This window comes from Flavobacterium aquiphilum (genome assembly GCF_027111335.1).
In the GTDB taxonomy this organism is placed as follows: Bacteria; Bacteroidota; Bacteroidia; order Flavobacteriales; family Flavobacteriaceae; genus Flavobacterium; species Flavobacterium aquiphilum.
Genome location: NZ_CP114288.1, coordinates 482348 through 501913, shown reverse-complemented (window position 1 = coordinate 501913; position 19566 = coordinate 482348). Strand labels below are relative to the sequence as shown.

General features: G+C 34.6%; 17 protein-coding genes. 2 read left to right on the top strand and 15 right to left on the bottom strand.

Going from position 1 to position 19566, the window contains the following annotated elements; genetic code table 11:
* Positions 1 to 137 precede the first annotated feature (137 nt).
* The 7 genes from OZP12_RS01960 to OZP12_RS01930 are packed head-to-tail and all read right to left on the bottom strand — an operon-like array spanning position 138 to position 7923.
* On the bottom strand, positions 138 to 1448 hold the full coding sequence (locus OZP12_RS01960; RefSeq protein WP_281227381.1) for an MATE family efflux transporter: 1311 nt from the start codon (positions 1446 to 1448) through the stop codon (positions 138 to 140).
* A 17-nt stretch (positions 1449 to 1465) separates the two neighbouring features.
* Positions 1466 to 2449: a hypothetical protein gene (locus tag OZP12_RS01955; RefSeq protein WP_281227380.1), complete on the bottom strand. Its 984-nt coding sequence runs from the start codon at positions 2447 to 2449 to the stop codon at positions 1466 to 1468.
* Between the two features lie 15 nt (positions 2450 to 2464).
* Positions 2465 to 4147 (bottom strand): DUF6909 family protein, encoded by a 1683-nt coding sequence (locus OZP12_RS01950; protein WP_281227379.1) that lies wholly within the window; start codon positions 4145 to 4147, stop codon positions 2465 to 2467.
* A gap of 22 nt (positions 4148 to 4169) precedes the next feature.
* Positions 4170 to 4751 (bottom strand): DUF4276 family protein, encoded by a 582-nt coding sequence (locus OZP12_RS01945; RefSeq protein ID WP_281227378.1) that lies wholly within the window; start codon positions 4749 to 4751, stop codon positions 4170 to 4172.
* Positions 4752 to 4754: 3 nt separating this feature from the next.
* Positions 4755 to 5957, bottom strand: a complete 1203-nt coding sequence (locus OZP12_RS01940) for an AAA family ATPase (RefSeq protein WP_281227377.1) — start codon at positions 5955 to 5957, stop codon at positions 4755 to 4757.
* 49 nt (positions 5958 to 6006) lie between these two features.
* Positions 6007 to 7494 (bottom strand): GH3 auxin-responsive promoter family protein, encoded by a 1488-nt coding sequence (locus OZP12_RS01935; protein WP_281227376.1) that lies wholly within the window; start codon positions 7492 to 7494, stop codon positions 6007 to 6009.
* 33 nt (positions 7495 to 7527) lie between these two features.
* Positions 7528 to 7923 (bottom strand): peptidase, encoded by a 396-nt coding sequence (locus OZP12_RS01930; RefSeq protein ID WP_349293564.1) that lies wholly within the window; start codon positions 7921 to 7923, stop codon positions 7528 to 7530.
* Between the two features lie 327 nt (positions 7924 to 8250).
* Between OZP12_RS01930 and OZP12_RS01925 the strand changes: the two genes are divergently transcribed.
* Positions 8251 to 8424, top strand: coding sequence for a Sec-independent protein translocase subunit TatA/TatB (locus OZP12_RS01925; RefSeq protein WP_281227374.1), 174 nt, complete (start codon positions 8251 to 8253; stop codon positions 8422 to 8424).
* Positions 8425 to 8566: 142 nt separating this feature from the next.
* Here the strand turns inward: OZP12_RS01925 and OZP12_RS01920 are convergent, their stop codons facing one another.
* The 7 genes from OZP12_RS01920 to OZP12_RS01890 all read right to left on the bottom strand — a co-directional run bounded on the left by OZP12_RS01920 (position 8567) and on the right by OZP12_RS01890 (position 18097).
* Positions 8567 to 9373, bottom strand: coding sequence for an ABC transporter ATP-binding protein (locus OZP12_RS01920; RefSeq protein WP_281227373.1), 807 nt, complete (start codon positions 9371 to 9373; stop codon positions 8567 to 8569).
* A gap of 234 nt (positions 9374 to 9607) precedes the next feature.
* The gene (gene ntrB, locus OZP12_RS01915; protein ID WP_281227372.1) at positions 9608 to 10495 is read right to left on the bottom strand and encodes a nitrate ABC transporter permease; all 888 of its coding nucleotides are present in this window, start codon (positions 10493 to 10495) and stop codon (positions 9608 to 9610) included.
* An 81-nt stretch (positions 10496 to 10576) separates the two neighbouring features.
* Positions 10577 to 11812: a CmpA/NrtA family ABC transporter substrate-binding protein gene (locus tag OZP12_RS01910; RefSeq protein WP_281227371.1), complete on the bottom strand. Its 1236-nt coding sequence runs from the start codon at positions 11810 to 11812 to the stop codon at positions 10577 to 10579.
* A 27-nt stretch (positions 11813 to 11839) separates the two neighbouring features.
* Complete coding sequence (locus tag OZP12_RS01905; protein WP_281227370.1) at positions 11840 to 13285, bottom strand: alginate export family protein; 1446 nt, start codon at positions 13283 to 13285, stop codon at positions 11840 to 11842.
* 306 nt (positions 13286 to 13591) lie between these two features.
* Positions 13592 to 14296, bottom strand: coding sequence for a Crp/Fnr family transcriptional regulator (locus OZP12_RS01900; RefSeq protein ID WP_281227369.1), 705 nt, complete (start codon positions 14294 to 14296; stop codon positions 13592 to 13594).
* 418 nt (positions 14297 to 14714) lie between these two features.
* On the bottom strand, positions 14715 to 15845 hold the full coding sequence (locus tag OZP12_RS01895) for an ATP-binding protein (protein WP_281227368.1): 1131 nt from the start codon (positions 15843 to 15845) through the stop codon (positions 14715 to 14717).
* Positions 15846 to 15973: 128 nt separating this feature from the next.
* Positions 15974 to 18097, bottom strand: coding sequence for a Tex family protein (locus OZP12_RS01890; protein WP_281227367.1), 2124 nt, complete (start codon positions 18095 to 18097; stop codon positions 15974 to 15976).
* A gap of 54 nt (positions 18098 to 18151) precedes the next feature.
* Between OZP12_RS01890 and OZP12_RS01885 the strand changes: the two genes are divergently transcribed.
* Positions 18152 to 18418, top strand: a complete 267-nt coding sequence (locus OZP12_RS01885) for a DUF1294 domain-containing protein (RefSeq protein ID WP_281227366.1) — start codon at positions 18152 to 18154, stop codon at positions 18416 to 18418.
* 230 nt (positions 18419 to 18648) lie between these two features.
* Here the strand turns inward: OZP12_RS01885 and OZP12_RS01880 are convergent, their stop codons facing one another.
* Positions 18649 to 19566, bottom strand: a complete 918-nt coding sequence (locus OZP12_RS01880) for a cation diffusion facilitator family transporter (protein WP_281227365.1) — start codon at positions 19564 to 19566, stop codon at positions 18649 to 18651.

The following is a 19566-nucleotide window of genomic DNA, read 5'->3' as shown; positions in this document are numbered from 1 at the left end:
TCCCACGGATGACGCGGATTCAACGGATTACTTTACTTAAAATTTCTCAATACTCCCGATAACTATCGGGATTCACAAATTATTTTTACATACTAACACTAACTTAAATGACCTTAAATGCCTTATCTGGTAAAAAACTAACTCAAAAAAACGTTCACTTTGTCCTTTCTATAAATAACAATTGCCGAAGTACAATTCCAAAAAAATGAGCTGAAAACAAATGAAATTGCCCCGCCAATCATTCCATATTCCGGTATTAAAATCCGATTCAAAATAAAATTAAAAAACACTGCAATTATCAAGATGATTTGAAAAATATGCTGCCGTCCGGTCATATTCAAATAAACGGTAGCTGATCCAAACGCAGAGCAAATTCCTTGACCAATCATTAAAATTAGTAAAGCCCTTTTGGCTGCCAAATATCCTTTTCCGAAAAAACCTAAAACATATTCAGGAAAAAAACAAATCACAAGCACTGACGGAAAAGTCATCAGGAAAATTAAACGAGAAGCATGTCGGGTTGTTTTGACTAAATCTGTCTTTCTTTGACTAAAAAAAGATTCTGAAATTTTGGTCGAAACCGTAATATTTACAGAAAGAATTATTACCGAAAGAATAGTCATCAGCTTTATTGCCACCGAATAAAAAGCAACAGTTGCATCACTCCAATATTTCTTTAAAAAAAGAATATCAAAGCTCATCAATAAAAACAAAGCCATTCCGCTAATTGCAATGGGATATGACTTGGTAAATATTTCTTTATAGGTAAAATCCAAAGTCTCGTTCTCAATTTTTGCTTTGCTAAAATAAAAGAAAACGATAACGGTTGTTATTATCGAAAGAAGAACAAAACCTGCGAGGAAAACCTCAGCCAGATAAGCCTCCGACTCAAAGTAAGAGAGCAAAACAGCACCAACAATCAACGGAATATATTTAATGGTGTTCCTAAAAAGCTCGGCTACATAAAAATGATCCAAGGCACGAAAAACTTCTGTATTCAAAGTCGATAACCCATAAAAAAACAATACCATTATTGATTTCAAAAGAATGCCGTAAACTTTCGAATCATTAAAATAATGATTTACAAATTGTTCGTCGAGACACCTAAATATCAAAAGAAACAGAATAGACATCAGGAGCAAAAGTCCGACCATTTTGGCATATACCTTTTTGATCCCTTCTAAAGTGGAATAACCACTCAACCTTCCTTTGAAATACAAAACCGACTGGTCGCATCCTAACAAACAAATACTTCCGACTACCAATAGAAAAGAACGAACAAAGTCATATTGTCCAACAATTTCGGGTGGATAGGTTTTGGTCAAAAAAACAGTGAAACCGAACAATGTAATTACGCCAAAAACCCGCAAAACCAAAGTAATTAAGCTTTGTTTCACCAATGGATTTCGGTTGGCTTTCAGCAGTTGATTCCACAATTTTTTTACCATAATTTTATTCGTCGAACTTATTTTGAATTTGCTTTCAAGGATTGTTTTTTATAGAAAGACATAAAAAAACTTAAGAAAACATAAAGGCCGACAAACACCAATGGCAAAATAAAAATTAATTTTTCCTTAATTGTTTTGTTGTTTTTTACATTCAAAACAATTCCCATTTCTTTAATGGTTTTGCTGGTATTGTATTGCTCAATTTTTAATTTACTGATTGCATTAGATAAGGAATCTTTAGTTTTAATAACCTCTGCCAAATTCAAATTTTCATTATAATAAATCAGTTTTTCATTGTTCGCATGCTTCCCGTAAGCTCCCGAAAACTGGTTTAAAATCCCGTCGATTTGAAGAATTGTAGCTTCTTTTTTTTGGATATTGTTTTGAATGTTTTGGGAATTAATTCTATTGTAAACATCATAATAGGTACTTGCATTCAAATATTTCAAAAGAGGTTCAACCAAATTTTGAGTAGAAACTACCCCTGTTGTATTCAAAATAATGGTATGAAGGGCAAAATTTTTATTGGTTGTCGTCTCTTTTATGATCGATTTAATATCACCATTTTGTGCCATCAATTGCAATAACTCTGTATTTTTACCATCCTTGTTCATCAAATTAGTAACATCTACGACAGGTTCTATGGTAATAGAAACTATTTCTGAAGGTTTTTGAATGCCGATGGATTTGAAAAACAAGGTGTCTTTTACAACAATTTTTGAGGCAATCAAATCAATTTTGGAATAAAGGTAATCTGTCGATTTAAAATTTGGAGCAACAATGATTTTTTGTTCAAAACGTGAAATTACTTTTGTCAGGAAAAAACCAAAAACAATTCCAAGAACAATTAAAACAGAAACGATTTTTACATTTTTTACAAAAAATTGAATACTTCTAAACAACAGAGTCTTAATCCAATCGAAAAATTCCCCTATCCTGTCAAAAACAGTCAATAAGTCAATTTCCGGATTATTCGTTTTTTTATCTTTCTTTTTACCCATGCAGTTGCTCTGTTTTTATTTTATATTAAAAATTTGTTCCAAAATTTTAATTGTAATCAAATAAGTAGGTTTCACCCCCGAAGTTCCCAAACCTCCGGATGCCAAGGTGCTACCGGTTTCCAACGGATTATCTGAAGCATAATAAGCATAGCGAACCTTAATATCCTGAGGAACACTTTTCCTGATTTTGGATGCCGATTGAATGGCTTTTTGATAATAAGAACCTTCCATCTCAAGTCCAATTACAGCCCAGGTCGATTCGTGGAAGAATTTCAATAAATCCCTATTTTGCAACGATGTCCCAAGAACCGTAACCATCGGCCCGGCATAAATCGCGATGTCATTGCCTTCAAACATTTCGGCGGTCAATTCATTTTCGAAGAAATAATTATCGGCCGTTCCCTCATTAATATGGGCATTCGGAATCATAATATCGCCTTTTCCGCCTTCAAGAATTCCTGCTTTCCCCATAATCGAAACCGATTTTACGTTAAGCAAAGTGTCTTTTTTATACGGTTTCAATAGCTCATCAATCGTTTCGTAAGCCTGTTCTCCAAAGGCATAATCCATCACGATGAGAACCGGTTTCTTCTCCTCCAGGTTTGCCGTTGGGAAAGATGTTTTGGACCAATCTATTTTGGCTGTATCAAAAATTTGTACATCTATATTTGTCCCTGAAGTAGTATCCGGAAGCGAAATCATTCCTTGTTTCAAAGCAACTGCTTCTATCTGATTTCGAAGTTCATTTGCTCCCGATTTGCTCAATTCTTCATAAATAAAGAAATCGGATTTGTCCTTGAATTTTGTTTTCAAAATAGGAGTCGCAAAAATAGAATTCATCACTGAGTGCATATTCGCGCTAATCACGTGAAGCGGCCTGTCCAAAAGCTGATTGGCTTTCAAAACTTCCTTGATATTGTTTGCCCAAACTTCACCGTGAATATGGTGTCCAAGACGTTCTCTCAAAATTGGACTGAACGTAATGGTTCTTTTATTGTTGTCAACAACTTCCTCAATGGCTAATTTTCCCAACCAATAAATGACATGTAAAAATCGATCCGGTTCCGTCTCTGTTCCAAAAGAATCGTAAATACCCAAAACCTCATCGAAAGTTCGACCCAAAATATTGGCTGCATGAGAAATTGCTTTTTCTTTTTCAATAAGGGGCAATTTTTTGATTTGCGAAACAGCAGCTTCGAGTTTTACCCAATCACGGGAAACTTCACCTACATCGTCGAGCAAAACCCTATTTTTGATTTTATGCGATTCAATAAAAATAAATGTCAAATGAGTCAGGATATCGTAAATGTCCGAACGTCCGCGAGTAATTTCGACATTCATTTGTTCTTCGTCTATTCGATAACAATTGCGGCGTCTTTTTGGCGGAACTATCGCCTTAAAATGAGACTTTGAATACCCTTCATCTGAGGTCAAATTAATAAAACGACACTCTTCAATCCCTACCGGAAGGCGTTCTATAACGTATAAAAGTCCGTTCAATTCGACCTTTTCATCGGCAATGCTTCCATAAATTTCGGGTCTTAAGGCCAATAAAGCTTCCCGTAATGTGTCCCCCGAAATTCCCATTGGTTTATAGAAACCTCTATTAAAAAGATGACGCATCGTGATGTACATTTTTTCAATGGCCGCCGATGAATCTTGTGCTCTGGATCTGGATATATTTTTGGTTTCTTTCATTTTGTTTTTTTTTAAAGAATTTTTAATCTTTTATAGAATCAAAAAATCTTTTTAAACCATTTATTGTTTGCTGAAAACTTTCAGATTTATTTTTATCAATGTCTATAAAAGGTGCTATCTTTTTTGCTCCCCCAACTTTTTGAAATTCGGGAAGTATTTTTCTTAATTCATCAAAAGCATTACAATTATCTGGAATCCTAAACTTTGACCGGTGAATGTAATTTTGATGTTTAAAACTTGGATATGCCTTATTTACAGCCAAAAAATCACCAATATACCACGATTCAAGCTCTCTACATATTATTCTAACTAATTTAGGACAATCTCCATTTTGACTACAAACATCTAATAATTTCTGCTTAAGTATTTTGCAATCTGAACTGTCTTGATCTTGCATAATAACAACACCAACTGCTTCATGATTCCAATTACTTAAAAATTTCACCTTTGATGGTATATTTTTCTGTAAATCATTTTTCCCTTCAAAACTTCTTATAAAATAGTTTTCATTTAAGTTCCAATGTTTATCAAGAATATTTGGTAACAAAATGGTTAAAAATTCCTTCATGGAGGGTTCTTCTACTAATATTTCTATCCTCGCCATAAATTAATTTTTAGGTCCACTACCAATAAAATATCCTTGTTTCCATAAATAACCCAATTTATCACCATCATTAAACAAACTAGGTATTACTTTATCATCGGATGCTCTTTTTATACTTGTAAAGCCTTTATCTTTATTCAACCAAAAAAGTTCATCTAATTCTAACGCATTTACAAAATCAGGTGAATGTGATGATATAAACACTTGCCCGCCTCTATTAGCATAATCCCGAAATTCCTCCGCTAATTCAATCAAAAGTTCAGGATGTAAATAATTTTCTGGTTCTTCTATACATAGCAAAGGATGTGGTTTAGGGTCATTAAGTAAAACCAAATAAGCAAACATTTTAATTGTACCATCTGATACAAATCGAGAAATAAAAGGATCCTTAAAGCTACCGTCACTAAATTGCAAAACTATTCTGCCGTCAATAGTTTCAGTAGCTTCGACTTTATCAATACCAGGAACTCTTTCTTTCATTTTATCTAAAATTTTTTGGAAAGTATCCGGATAGTTTTCATATATATATTTGGTGACCTGAGCTAAATTATCTCCCGAAGTTGATAAATGTTCACTCAAGCCTGTGTCTTCAATATTTTGAGCCGCCTGAATTTGAAAATTAGAAACGTACCAATTTTCCAATAATCTTCTAAATGAACTAATAGCGTTAAATTTTTGAAATTGTCCTAATCCCTTTATTGCTAAAATATCTGGACTATCTAAAGTCTGTTCTTCTCTTTCTTCTTTAAATTCTTGTTTGGCTGTTTCAAATTCACTTTCATTTACAATTGCATTCCCTTTTCCATAAGCAAATTCTAAAAACTTATATGGTCTACCTCTATTCCCTCTTCTGTAACTTAATACTTCTTTTGAAACTACTGGCATGTTTGTTTCTCCCAAACAAACTGATAATTCGTAAGTTATTAAAGGTTGCTTTTTACCTTCAACATCAGGATTTCTAAATTTTATTTCAATTTCAATATCTCCATTACCATTTCTTGAATAAACTTCCTTGTAACCACCTCTTTTATTAAGAGCCGTTTTTACGTTACTTTTAAGGGCATCGCTTAAAAAACCGAATACTTCAAAAAGAGTTGATTTTCCTGCTCCATTTGCACCAAGAAAAACACACATATTGGGTAAATCCCGTATCTCTGTATCTTGATATACTTTGAAATTTTTTATTCTTATTTTCTCGATTTTCATTTTATAACTTTTTGTTTAAATATACTTCATTTTCATTAAGTATATTATTTTATATTAAAATCAAATTCTCAACAATTTTTCTATCATTCGAAAGTCTTGGAATTTTATTTTGCCCGCCTAATTTCCCGATAGATTTCATGTATTCCTGAAAGCCGTTTTTGGCAACTTTGGTAATAACCACTTTTCTCAAAACATGACCCACAATCAAGTCGTCGTAATAAATATTTTGTTTACGCATTGCATTGTCCAGCGCTTCCGCAAATGTGTCGTAGTCCTCCGGTTCGTTTTCAAATTCGATAAACCATTCGTGATACGGCAATCCCTCAGAAGGTGTGATTTGCGGCGCAACGGTAAATTCATTGACTCTTATATCTGTTCCCTCCATCGCTTCCTGCAAAGCCGATTCGACTTCTTTCCCAATGACATGCTCCCCAAAAGCCGAAATGTAATGCTTGATTCGCCCTGAAACGATAACTCTATACGGTTTCAAGGACGTGAACTGAACGGTATCGCCAATGTTGTAGCCCCAAAGTCCAGCATTGGTCGAAAGAATCAAAACATAGTTTACGCCCAACTTGACTTCGCCAATGGTATATCGCTTTGGTTTTTCATTAAAAAATTCATCTCTTTTGATGAATTCATAAAAAATTCCGGCGTTCAACAACAGTAACATTCCTTTTTCCTTTTGGGAATCCTGATAGGCAAAAAATCCCTCCGAAGCCGGAAACAATTCAATGCTGTCAACTTTTTTTCCTATAAGATTTTCAAATTTAGCTCTGTAAGGTTCATAATTGACACCTCCGTAAATAAACAAATTGAAGTTCTTGAAAATCTCACCAACAGGTTTGTCTGCTCTTTGCTGCAATTTTTCAAAATACATTTGCACCCATGACGGAATCCCCGAAATCACGGTCATATCTTCCCTGATGGTTTCGTCAACTATTGCATCCACTTTGGTTTCCCAATCTTCGATACAATTGGTTTCCCAAGATGGCAAACGATTTTTTTGAAGATATTTAGGAACAAAATGCGCCACAATTCCGGATAATCGGCCCAATTTTATTCCGTTTTTTTCATCCAAAATAGGGCTTCCCTGCAGGAAAATCATTTTTCCGTTTACAAAATCGGCGTTTTTGGTTTCATGGATATAATGCAAAATCGCATTTCGAGCCGCTTCAATATGATATGGCATCGATTCTTTGGTCAACGGAATATATTTAGCCCCCGAAGTTGTCCCCGAAGTTTTGGCAAAATAAAGCGGTTTCCCTTTCCAAAGTATATTTTCTTCGCCTTTTACAACTCTGTCAACGTAAGGTTTCAAAGCTTCATAATCTCGGATTGGTACTTGACTGGCAAAATCTTCGTAGGTTTTTATTTGGTCAAAATGATGGTCTTTACCAAATTGGGTTTGCTTTGCGTTTTGTATTAAATTCTGGAAAACAGCTTTCTGGGTTTCAACAGGAGAATTGGCCCAGGCTTGTGTCTTTTTATATATTCTTTGTGCAAATATTTTTGCTGCAATCGATTTTAGTGACATTCTTTTGGGCTTTATTTAAATTGTAAGGTAGTGTTATTTTTTTGTGTTACGGCTTTTTACTTTTGGTAAGGCCAAAGGACTATTCTCTTCTTTATTCACTCTTTCCCGCAACTCCTTTTCTTTGTCCGAAGGAGATAAATCAACTGGTTCTTGAGTTTCGTCACTGCTTGAAAGTATAGAATCTTTATTGAATTTTGCATATTCCAAGTCGCCATTCAAGACTTTTTGAATCGATTTTATGTAGGCTTCATTTTTCTTCAAAGCTATGGTAAGCGAATCGGATTTTAATGCCAGGACTGTTGCATCTCTTTTCAATTTGGAAGAAGAATATCCGGGAATAAATTCGCGTAAAGGAGTAAAGGCAATCAAAACCGTTGTTGAAGATATCAATAAAATAGCACCAAGTGTAAGAGAAACAAACACGCTCATAATGTTCAGTTTAAAAGAAAAAATTTCCTCAAAAGTATCTTCATTCAAAATTATTAATCGGTTTTTGATTAATAATCTGTCAAAAAACTTCTTCTTTTTTAATCGGTTACCGGACATACTATTTGTTTAAAACACAAATATAATAATTTAAAGCGTTGCCAGCACCAGCCCTTTACGTAGTTGAATTCCTAAGCCTGACTATTTTATAAAATATTTAACGCTTTTAAAAATAAATAAATCCGCCAAAATGAATGTGCATTAAGTTATTCTATATACATTTGCACATTAGATTCATTACAAATTTGCTACGGCATTAAAAATTCAATCATGGGAAGATTAGGTTTACCAGAAATCCTTGTTATAATTGCAGTTGTTTTATTACTTTTTGGAGGTAAAAAAATTCCAGAATTAATGAAAGGTTTAGGAAGCGGTATTAAAGAATTTAAAAATGCTGCCAAAGACGATCAGCCAGCTGACAAAAAAGAAGAAGAGACTAAATAAGAATTTTTATAAAAAATTCCGAATTCTTGAATTCCAAATTCCAATATTTACATAGGGAGTTTGGAATTTTTTATTTTATAAAAAAGCCTTTTCAAATATTTGAAAAGGCTTTTAAAAAAAACTAACCAACCGTAAAACTTAACTAACTTTTGTATGTAACACCCATGTCCTCAATTGAGAAATGATCCGTCAATAGATGGAGTAAATGATCTCTCAATTCAATATATTCGGGGGTTTTAACGATTTCAATTTTATTTCTGGGTCTTGGTAAATTTACCTTAACAATTTCACGTATCGTAGAAGCCGGACCATTATGCAAAACCACAATTCGGTCAGACAAAAACAATGCTTCTTCGATATCATGCGTAATCATCACGATTGTTTTTTCCCTGTTATTCATATTCCACAATTTCAAAACTTCCAGTTGCATTGCCCCTTTGGTCAAAGCATCTAGGGCACCAAAAGGCTCATCCATCAACAAAACTCCCGGATTAATAGCAAAAGCTCTGGCAATAGCCACCCTTTGTTTCATTCCTCCCGAAAGTTGCCCTGGCAATTTATCTTTGTGTTGGTATAAATTAACCATTTTAAGGTTTTTAATCACGATTTCGTGCTTCTCTTCAACAGAACAATTCATAACCGAATCCACTGCCTGAAAAATGTTGTTTTCAACTGTTAACCAAGGTAATAGTGAATAGTTTTGAAAAACAATGCCACGGTCAGGACCTGGGCCTTTGATATTTTTATTGTCCAAAACCACTGATCCTCCTGTTGGACTAAGCATTCCTCCAATGGCATTCAAAATAGTCGATTTTCCACAACCCGAGTGTCCAATGATTGATATGATTTCCCCTTTTTGAATCGAAAGGTTGATGTCTTTTACTGCAATGTATTTTCCTTTTGGCGTTGGAAAAGAAATTTCCAAATCTTTTATTTCTAAATAGCTCATGATGTTTTCTTTTTTAAATTACGAAGATTCTAAGTTTTTTCTTTTGGAGCAGAAACATTTGTTTTTTCCTGAAAGTATCCTCCCGCTTTCCGTTACAATCTCTTGTGCCGAACCCCGGCACAAGAGGATTTTCGCTTCAATCGGGGCTAAAGGGCAACATTCTGCTTTTTTAAAAGTTTCTGAGAAACTAAGACTAAAAAACTTAGAAACTTAATAACTCAGCGTCTTAGAGACTTATCCTTTATATGATACTTTGTTTTCAATTATTGTAAAAATTCCGTCAAAAATAATTCCCACAAATCCAATGATGATGATGGCCGAAATTACTTTCTCCAAGCTTAAAGCATTCCAACTGTCCCACACGAAAAATCCAATTCCCGCTCCACCTGAAAGCATTTCACCGGCCACGATCACCAACCAGGCAACACTTATACTCAATCGCAATCCTGTAATAATATGGGGCAAAGTGTACGGAAAAACGACTTTGGATAAGTAACGCCATTTTGAAAAACCAAAAGCTTTTGCAACATTTTTATGATCTTGAGGAATAGTTCCCACACCAAAAGCCGTATTGATCAAAGTAGACCACAAGGAAGTAATAAACACGATAAATATTGTAGCCAATCCAGTGTCTTTAAAAACAACCAAACCAATTGGGAACCATGCCAAAGGCGAAACCGGTTTTAAAAACTGAACAATCGGATAAAATATTTTTTTGAAAAAAGAACTGGCTCCAATCAAGATTCCAAAAGGAATAGCAAATAAAGATCCCAATGCAAATCCGCTTAAAACGGTTTTAATGGATACAAAAAGTTGCAATCCAATTCCTTTATCGTTTGGCCCATAATCGTAAAATGGATCGGCCAACATTTCATATAATACCTTCAAAGTCGCAATTGGTCCTGGTAGCGCATCCTTTGTATAATAAGCCAACAAACTCCAAAATCCGCAAAAAATGATCAATCCAATGCAAGCAAATACAATTGATTTTGCTTTTTCTAAAATATATCTTGATGCTTTTTTAAGCTTTTTTTTCTTAATTACTTTACCAAAAGTATTTAGATAAGAATAACTTCCTGCTATCTCCTCTTTTTCGATTGTTACTGCATTTGAATTTGACATAATGCTAAATTTTAATGTTAATTATGAGTTTCAAACCTCTGTTTTCCCCCATGCTTTTTGAGGGAAAACAAGGTCACTAATTTATTTTCTAACCACTTTTAAATAAGCCGATGGATTTGAAGGATTAAAAACTGTTTTGTCCATTGTAAGTGAAAAAGGTTTCATATCATCATTTGGAATTTTGATCTTCATACTTTTGGCCACTTCTTCATACAAATCCTGAAGAATCAATTTGTCGGCGATTGCTTGATAATTAGGCTCCTCTTTCAAATAACCAAATCGTACATATTGTGCCATTGCCCAAATTCCGTAGGATTTACGAGGGTAGTTCACAGTTCCTCCTTTGTAAAAAAGCATATAGTCTTTGTCATAAACTTCGGTTCCTTGGTTACAGCCCAAATTATAATCTCCCATCAATCTTGCTTCGATAACATCGGCTGGAGCATTTACGTAAGGTGCTTTCCCGATGATAGCTGCGGCTTTCTTACGATTGGCAGGGTTATCCAGCCAGATACAAGCTTCCATAATCGCTTTCATTACTTTCTTCAAATCTTCACGACGTGAATTACTAAATTCTTTGTTTACAACCAATGCTTTTTCCGGGTGATCTTTCCAAATATCTTGAGAAGCAATTTGTGTAAATCCAATTCCCTGTTTTACGGCTACACCTCCCCAAGGCTCACCTACACAGTATCCGTCCATATTTCCAACTTTCATGTTGGCTACCATTTGCGGAGGCGGAATAGTAATGATTTTTACCGCTTTTTGATTCAATCCGGCTATTGACATCCAGTTTCTCAACCACAAATCGTGTGTTCCTCCAGGGAAAGTCATCGCAAAAGTCACTTCTTTTTCAGCTTTTAATTTAGCAGCCACGACAGGCGTCACTTTGTTCATTTGTTTGAATGCAACTTTTCCGCAAAAATCATTCGACAAAGTGATCGCTTGCCCATTTACACTGAGCATCATGGCTATTTTCATTTCAGAACCGGCCTTTCCCCCTACTCCTGTATACACTGAAAAAGGCATGCTGTAAAGACAGTGGGCTCCATCCAATTCTCCTGTTAAGATCTTGTCTCTAACATTCGCCCACGACGTTTCTTTGGTTACTACTACATCAACACCATATTTTGCAAATAATCCAAGTTCCTTTGCCATTACGATTGGGGAACAATCGGTTAGCGGAATGAATCCTAGTCTCACAGGTTCTTTAGCTGGCGGATTAGGTTTTGTAGTGAAAGAAGAGAACAAAATCATGTACACTACCAACATCGTGATGGTCAAAAGTGTACTTATATGGTTTCTAGTACGTGTCATTTTTTTAATTTTTAAAGATTAATTCTATTATTTTTTGTTCAAAAAGTTAGGTTTGATGTTCACCATAACGTATGCCCATTGTGGACTAAGGTTTGCGTTCGTAACATTTTTAACTTGTGCTGATGCCATAGAATTGGTTGCCTGCATGAAGGAGTAACCCGCTTCGATATTGATCATTTTAGTCATGTTGTAAGACATTTTCAAATCAAGCTCAGTTCCTAAATAACTGTTTTGAGTTCCTCCAGCACCATTAGACAAAGTGTTTCCTGCTTCAAAACAATGTAAATCAGCAAAAAGGGTTAGATTGTCTTTTAAGTTATATTTGGCTTTCAAAAAGTAGTTTAACAAACCTTGTGAACCAAAACCACTCGATACATAGAAATAGTCCATATATCCCCAAAATTTATGAGGTGTTCCATAAAGCGGATCAAATTGATTGTTATCTGAAGTTGCTGTAACTGCTTTTGTTCCGTCATTTCCTGATAAATAATCAATTCCAGGGCCTACAAACAGCTTTCTTCCTATTTGCAAAGTTGAAGTGATGGATGCCAAATTTGCATTTAGACTACGTCCGTTTTTATCGTGACCAAATTGATGATATACACTTCCTTCAAATTTCAGTTTTCGGGTTGCATTCACGTTGTAATAGAAACCGGCCGTATTACGGGTCCAAATTCCTTGTTCATTCACTTTGGTCACCACTGGAGGAGTTCCGGAAGTAACATTTGAATATTTATTAAAATTGTCACTTAAGAATAAGAATGAAATGTCTCCGAAGTAAAACTTTCTAGCCAAATACACATACTCCATTGATTTATAATTGGTTCCCAAACCATTGGTCCCAGCAGTATAACCAGCAGTTGCGGCCGGAACCCCGTTATAAATTGTTCCTGACAATAGTTCTTTGTTTTGATTGAAAGCTGCTCCAAAATCGGCTGTCCATCCTTTATTAAAGTATTTCAAAACAACCGCGTCATGGTAACGCGCCTGTTGTAACCAATCCAATCCCCCTATCACTTTTTGATCATCATAAGCAATCTCTTGACGCCCTATTTTCAAAGATAAATTTTGAATACTGCTTACTGTGTCGTTTAATATAATTTCACCCCAAGCTTCGTGTAATTGGATTCCGTTATTCTCTGCTGTTGTCACTCTGTTGATTGTTGAAGCATCTTGTCCCCAAACACGAACATCTTGAATAGCAGTAAAAAATTTGAATCTATATCCTGTAAATCCAATATTCAATCTTGTACGTTGAGAAGTAAATGCTGCTGTCTTCATATCTTTAGACTGCAAAGTGCTGTAACCATCTCTGAATTCAGTTCTTGGTCTAAATTGTCCAGTTGCTGTTAACTGTGCATTAGCGGCATTCAATCCAAATAAGGTTACTGCCATTCCTAATAAAATAGATCTTGATTTTTTTCCTTCTCTAAGTGTTTTTATTTTTTGCATTGTATTTGAAATCTTTTGCATAATAATATTTGTTTTGATTAGTATGAAGCAAATTTACATACGTATTTATACTTAAGTATTTACTTTTTACAGACTAAAACCTCTTTTTTACACGGCAATAATTCCTCAGATAACAATTTATTTACTGCGTTTTCGCAAAAATATTTTGCTAGTTCCCTATTTTATTGGGATTAACTATACTTAGTTTTTCCATAAACCACTTACTTAGAAACCAAATCTGAAAACTTTTAAAAAAAAAAGACACTTATTTCCATGAAAAAAGCCCCAAAAGGGGCTTACTAATTCAAAATTGAAATATAAAACTACTTATACGTACTTATGTTCCATAATCTCCGATTGCATTTTGTTGATTTTTTGCAATCCTATTTTCTTTCCGACCGTTTTTATCAATTCCTCTCTCTTCAAACTCGAAATCACACGCGTTACCTGTTCTTCGGTAGTTCCGGCAAAATCGGCGATTTCTTTTCGGGACAAATCAATATTAATCAAGTCATTAATTTGACCAAATTTTCGATGAATATATAATAAGGTGTCAATCACGCGCTCACGCACGTTCATGTGGGCAATTTTTCGAATATTGTTCTCACTCTTGTTCAATTCCTCCGCATAAAAAAGCATCATATCATAAGTGAATTCAGGAACATTTCTAAGAATATCCACCATCACTTCATTATTAAAATTGCACAAAACCGTATCTTCCAAGGCATAAGCACCTATCAAATAGCGGTTGCTTGTACCAAACCCCCTGAAACCAACGGTGTCTCCATTGGTAGTAAAACGAACGATTTGTTCCCTCCCGTTGATTCCTGTTTTCACTGTTTTCACCTTCCCTTTTTGCACGAAATAAAGCCCTTGAATCGGTGCTCCCTCTATAATAAACTGCTGTGCTTTCTTGCAGGTAAAACTGTGCTTTTTCTCTATATAACTTTGCATGTTGGGCAAATGAATATGCTTTCTGATAAAACAATTATCATTACTACAACTGTTGCAAATGGCTTGATTATCTTTCATCTGTAGCTATCTATTGTTTTTTACTTAATACTCCAAAAACCAATTGTTCCATTCAATGATAAATATCGGCTAAATCTCAAAATCAGTAAATATTATACTGTAACTGTCTTTATTTTAAGTAAATGTATAAGTTTTTCGCAATAAATAATAATTAGCAATGCCTGATAAACAGCTTAGTCCGTTCAAAAAAAGACTCTTTTTTTACGCATTTTATATAAATGAACCCTAAAAAATGACATCCATTATTATTTCATATACTTAGAAGCCTTACTTTTTTGAATATTCGTAAATCTTTATAAATAAGTAAAAATACGTAGTTTTATACACTTTGTAGTTTTTTACTTAAACAAAAATCCCAATCCAAAGTATTTTGGATTGGGATTTGAAATTTTATAAAACATCATTAACTGAATCCTTTTTAAAGTATATAATCCAAATAGTTGTCTTGATTTATAATTTCAAAAGTAGCTTCCGGATAGGATTTTGCGAATTCAGTTGGGATCTTTGATTTAGTTTTTCCGTATTTATATTCAAAAGCCGATAACCGTTCGTCTTTTTCTTCTATCCTATCTATTTCCTGTTTGGTATGGGTGCGCCAAAAGTAGTCATGAACAAAATTTTCGGTATAACTCATTTTTTTAATTCGTTCCGAATTCAGATAATTTTCCCAAAGTTTGCCAACATCTTCTCTGGTATTCAATGGATTAAACGAATTGATAATGGCATTTCGGATACCATTATCAACAAAATACCATTTTTTCATTTTAGTGATTTCGTTATCCCTATTTCTGCTGAACCCTGATACACTATAAATTATAAAAACCTTAGTAAATAAATCCAAATACTTTTCGACGGTATTTTTGCTGATTTGCAAATCACGCCCCACACTTTCGAGTGATAATTCACTGCCAGTTCTAAAGGCAATAATCTGAAGTAACGCAATAATTTTATCTCTTTTTTTGATACCTTCAAAAGCAAAAACATCTCTCAACAATTGCGTATTTACCAATTCTTTTAAATAACTTATTTTATCTTCTCGATTTGTAATATGGCTCAATTCGGGATAACTACCCAATATTAATCGGTCTTCAAGGTTATTTCGGGTTTCAAGAAAATTTTCAGTTTTTGAGAATTCAATTTGTGAAATAGGATATAAATTGATGGTTTTCATCCGGCCAACTAACGGCTCACCTAACTGATTGTTAATTTCAAATGCCGAAGAACCTGTTACCAAAACTTTTAAATCTTCGATAGTATCCACCATCAATTTTAGTTTTTTGCCAATGGCAGGTATTTCTTGCGCTTCATCAATTATCAAAAATTTCGTGTCACCAAGCAATCTTTTAAAATTGGCCGTACTCTGAATTTCTAATAAATTATGGGATTCAATATCGTCTCCATTTAAAAAAAGCACTTTTTCGGTCACTTTTTCCATGAGTTTCTTAATCAGTTCGGTCTTGCCTACCCGCCTGGCTCCTAACAAAACGATTACTTTGTTGGGTTGTAATTTTTGCAAAACTAAATCAAGTGCCAACCTATTTATTTCCATAAAAGTAGATTTTAATTGACACAAATATAAGTATATTTATTGATTTCCGTCAGTATAGTGACGGAATTTAATTGATTTCCGTCAGTTAGTTGACGGAATTTAATTGATTTCCGTCAATTGTATAATTATTAAAGAACCATACTCAACTGAATACGTTTTCTATCCTCATCCACCTCAGTAACTTTTACCTCCACGTGCTGGTGTAGTTTTACCACTTCATTCACATCGCTTACAAAACCGGCTTTCAGTTGGGAAATATGGACCAATCCGCTTTCTTTGATGCCTAAATCGACAAAACAACCGAAATTGGTAATATTGTTGACAATTCCCGGTAAAATCATTCCTGTTTTCAAGTCTTTTATTGATTTTACGTTTGGATCGAATTCAAAAATTTTGGCCGATTTTCTTGGGTCTAATCCCGGTTTTTCAAGCTCTTTGATGATATCTTTTAAAGTTAATAAACCTATTTCAGGCGTAATGTATTTTTCGGGTTTGATTAAGGCGGTTTTCTCTTTATTGGCAATCAAATCGTTTACCGATAATTTTAAGTCTTTTGCCATTTTTTCAACAATTGCATAAGCTTCCGGATGCACGGCCGAATTGTCCAAAGGATTTTTAGCGTTCGAAATTCGGATAAAGGCCACTCCTTGTTGATAGGCTTTATCGCCCAAACGAGGCACTTTTTTCAATTGTTTTCTATCAGTAAAAGGACCGTTTTCCGAACGATATTGTACTATATTCTCTGCCAACTTCTCTCCTATTCCACTCACGTAACCCAACAAATGCTTACTCGCCGTGTTGATATTTATCCCCACAGAGTTCACGCAACGAATCACCGTATTGTCAAGTTCTTCCTTAAGTTTGGTTTGATCAACATCGTGCTGGTACTGCCCTACTCCAATGGCTTTTGGGTCGATTTTCACCAATTCTGCCAACGGATCCGACAATCTTCTTCCAATAGAAACCGATCCTCGAACCGTCACATCATAATTAGGAAATTCTTCTCTCGCTATTTTCGAAGCCGAATACACAGAAGCTCCTGCCTCTGAAACGATAAAAACCTGAACTGGCTTGTCGAAAGCAATTTTTTTGATAAAAAATTCCGTTTCTCTAGAAGCGGTTCCATTTCCGATGGAAATGGCGTCGATATTATAAGCATTGACCATCGATTTTATCTTTTTCATCGCCATAGCCGTTTCGTTCTGCGGTGCGTGCGGATAAATAGTTTCGTTGTACAACAAATCCCCTTTTTCGTCCAAACAAACTACTTTACAGCCCGAACGGAATCCTGGGTCAATCGCCAAAATTCGTTTCTCGCCCAATGGTGGCGCCAGCAACAATTGCCCTAAATTATTAGCAAATACCTGAATCGAATTGGCATCAGCTTTGGCTTTGGCTTCCTGCAATGTTTCATTCGAAATCGCCGGATTCAGCAAGCGTTTGTAACTGTCTTCAATTGCCAGTTGAATATGTGGCGTCGTGCTGTTTTCACCTTTAATGATTAATTCATCAATAATATCATAAGCATCATCCAATTCGACATCTACTTTGAACTTAATAAAACCTTCATTTTCGGCTCTCAAAATAGCCAATAAACGATGCGACGGTGCTTTGGTCAAAGGTTCTGACCAATCAAAATACTGATTGAATTTCTGTGCGCCTTCCTCCTCTTTTTTCGCCTTAACCACTTTTGTGGTGATGGTTGATTTACGTTCAAACAATCTTCTCAATTGTTTTCTAACGTAAATATTTTCATTAATCCATTCTGCAATAATGTCTCGAGCTCCCTGCAAAGCCGATTCTTCATTGATTACATTTTCATTCAAATATTGTGTCGCCAAGAAATCAACATCGTCTTTCCCTTGGTTCATAATAATCTTAGCCAAAGGTTCTAATCCATTCTCTCTGGCAACATCGGCCTTAGTGCGTTTTTTCTTTTTATAAGGCAGATAAAAATCCTCCAATTCCTGTAAGTCGAAGGATTGATCTATTTTTGATTTTAAATCCGATGAAAGTGCGTTTTGCTCTTCAATCGATTTTAAAATCGCTTCTTTTCGTTTTACAATCGTTTCATATTCCTTTTGTAGTTTGGCAATTTGTTCAATAACCGTTTCATCCAAATTTCCTGTTTTATCTTTTCGGTAACGGGAAATAAAGGGAATCGTGCAGTCTTCCTGTAATAATTGAACCGTATTTTGAATATTGATTGCTGTGGCTTGAACAGACTTGGAGATGAATTGTATGTTGGTCATTTTTTTATTTTTTGGACAGCTAAAATAATATCTTTGAAACTTAATTTTAGTTAAATGAAAATTTTATTCTACTATTTTTTGATTTTAAATGTAATGGCCTTTTTTCAAATAGCTTATGACAAACATTTGGCAAAGACACAAAAATTGCGAATTCCGGAGCGATCTCTTTTGGGTTTTGTTTTTCTGGGAGGAACTGTTGGTTCTGGTTTATCAATGCTTATTTTTAGACATAAAACTTCGAAAATATCCTATTTATGTAAATATTTTGGAATCGTTTCTACTCAAATTTTGATTGCTTGGTTTTGGTTTTATTGGTTCTAAAAATAGTTAAAACTATACACTAAAGTATATTTCGCTTTTAGCTTCTAAAAAAATCATTTTTCGGAATCAGACCTTGCAGACTAAAAGTCTGCCAAGTTAAAACTATGAACTTTTAGACCATAGTGGTTTATTAAAATAATTGGGAATTTGGACAGTAGAAAAAAAACCCGGTGAAATTAACCGAGCTTTAAAATTATTTTGGTGCGAAGCACAGCGATTTTTTTTAAATATCAATCCTGAACTATAAAATCCTTGGAATCTTCTTCTTTTTTATACTCGGGTTGAATATTGATGTGGTTGATATGGAACTTTTCAAATAAAACCTTTTCTACTTTACCCAAAAGAACATTGAATTCAGACATTTTTATGTCTTCAGAACAATCCAAATGCGCTTCGAGGTGTAATTCTTCTTCGTTAAGATACCAAAGATGAATATGGTGTAATTTATCCGCTCCCGGAATTTTATGCACTTCGCTGATAATTTCATCAATGTCGAGATGACTTGGCGTAAAAAGCATCAGCATTTGAGTGGATTCTTTTAGCAAATCAATTCCAACGATTATTAAATAAATGGCAATTACTAATGTTAATACACTATCAATCCAAAACCATTGGAAATATTTCATCAAGAAACCTCCAATTAAAACCGCAACTGAAGCAAGCATATCCGAAAACAAATGCAGATAAGCCGATTTCATGTTCAGGTTTTTGTCTGCATCATTTTTTAATAACAGTACCGACAAACCATTCATGGCAATTCCAAGGATTGACATCCAAATTACCAATCCAAATTTAATGGGTTGCGGATTGAAAAATCGTTCTATCGCTTCATAAACCAAAAAAATAGCTACAATGATTAAGGTCATTGCATTGACAAAAGCCGCAATCAATTCGGCTCTTTTATAACCAAAAGTTTGGTCGTTTGAGGCTTTTTTTCGGGATAATTTATGGGCTATAAAACTGAATACCAAAGACAATACATCGGAAAAATTATGCAAGGCATCCGATAATAAAGCCAAACTTCCCGAAAGAATTCCGCCAATAACTTGTGCAACCGTAATTACAATATTCAGAACAATCGAAAACAACAAATTCTTACCTTCTACATGATGGTGATGATGATGCTCGTGATTGTGATGATGTTCCAA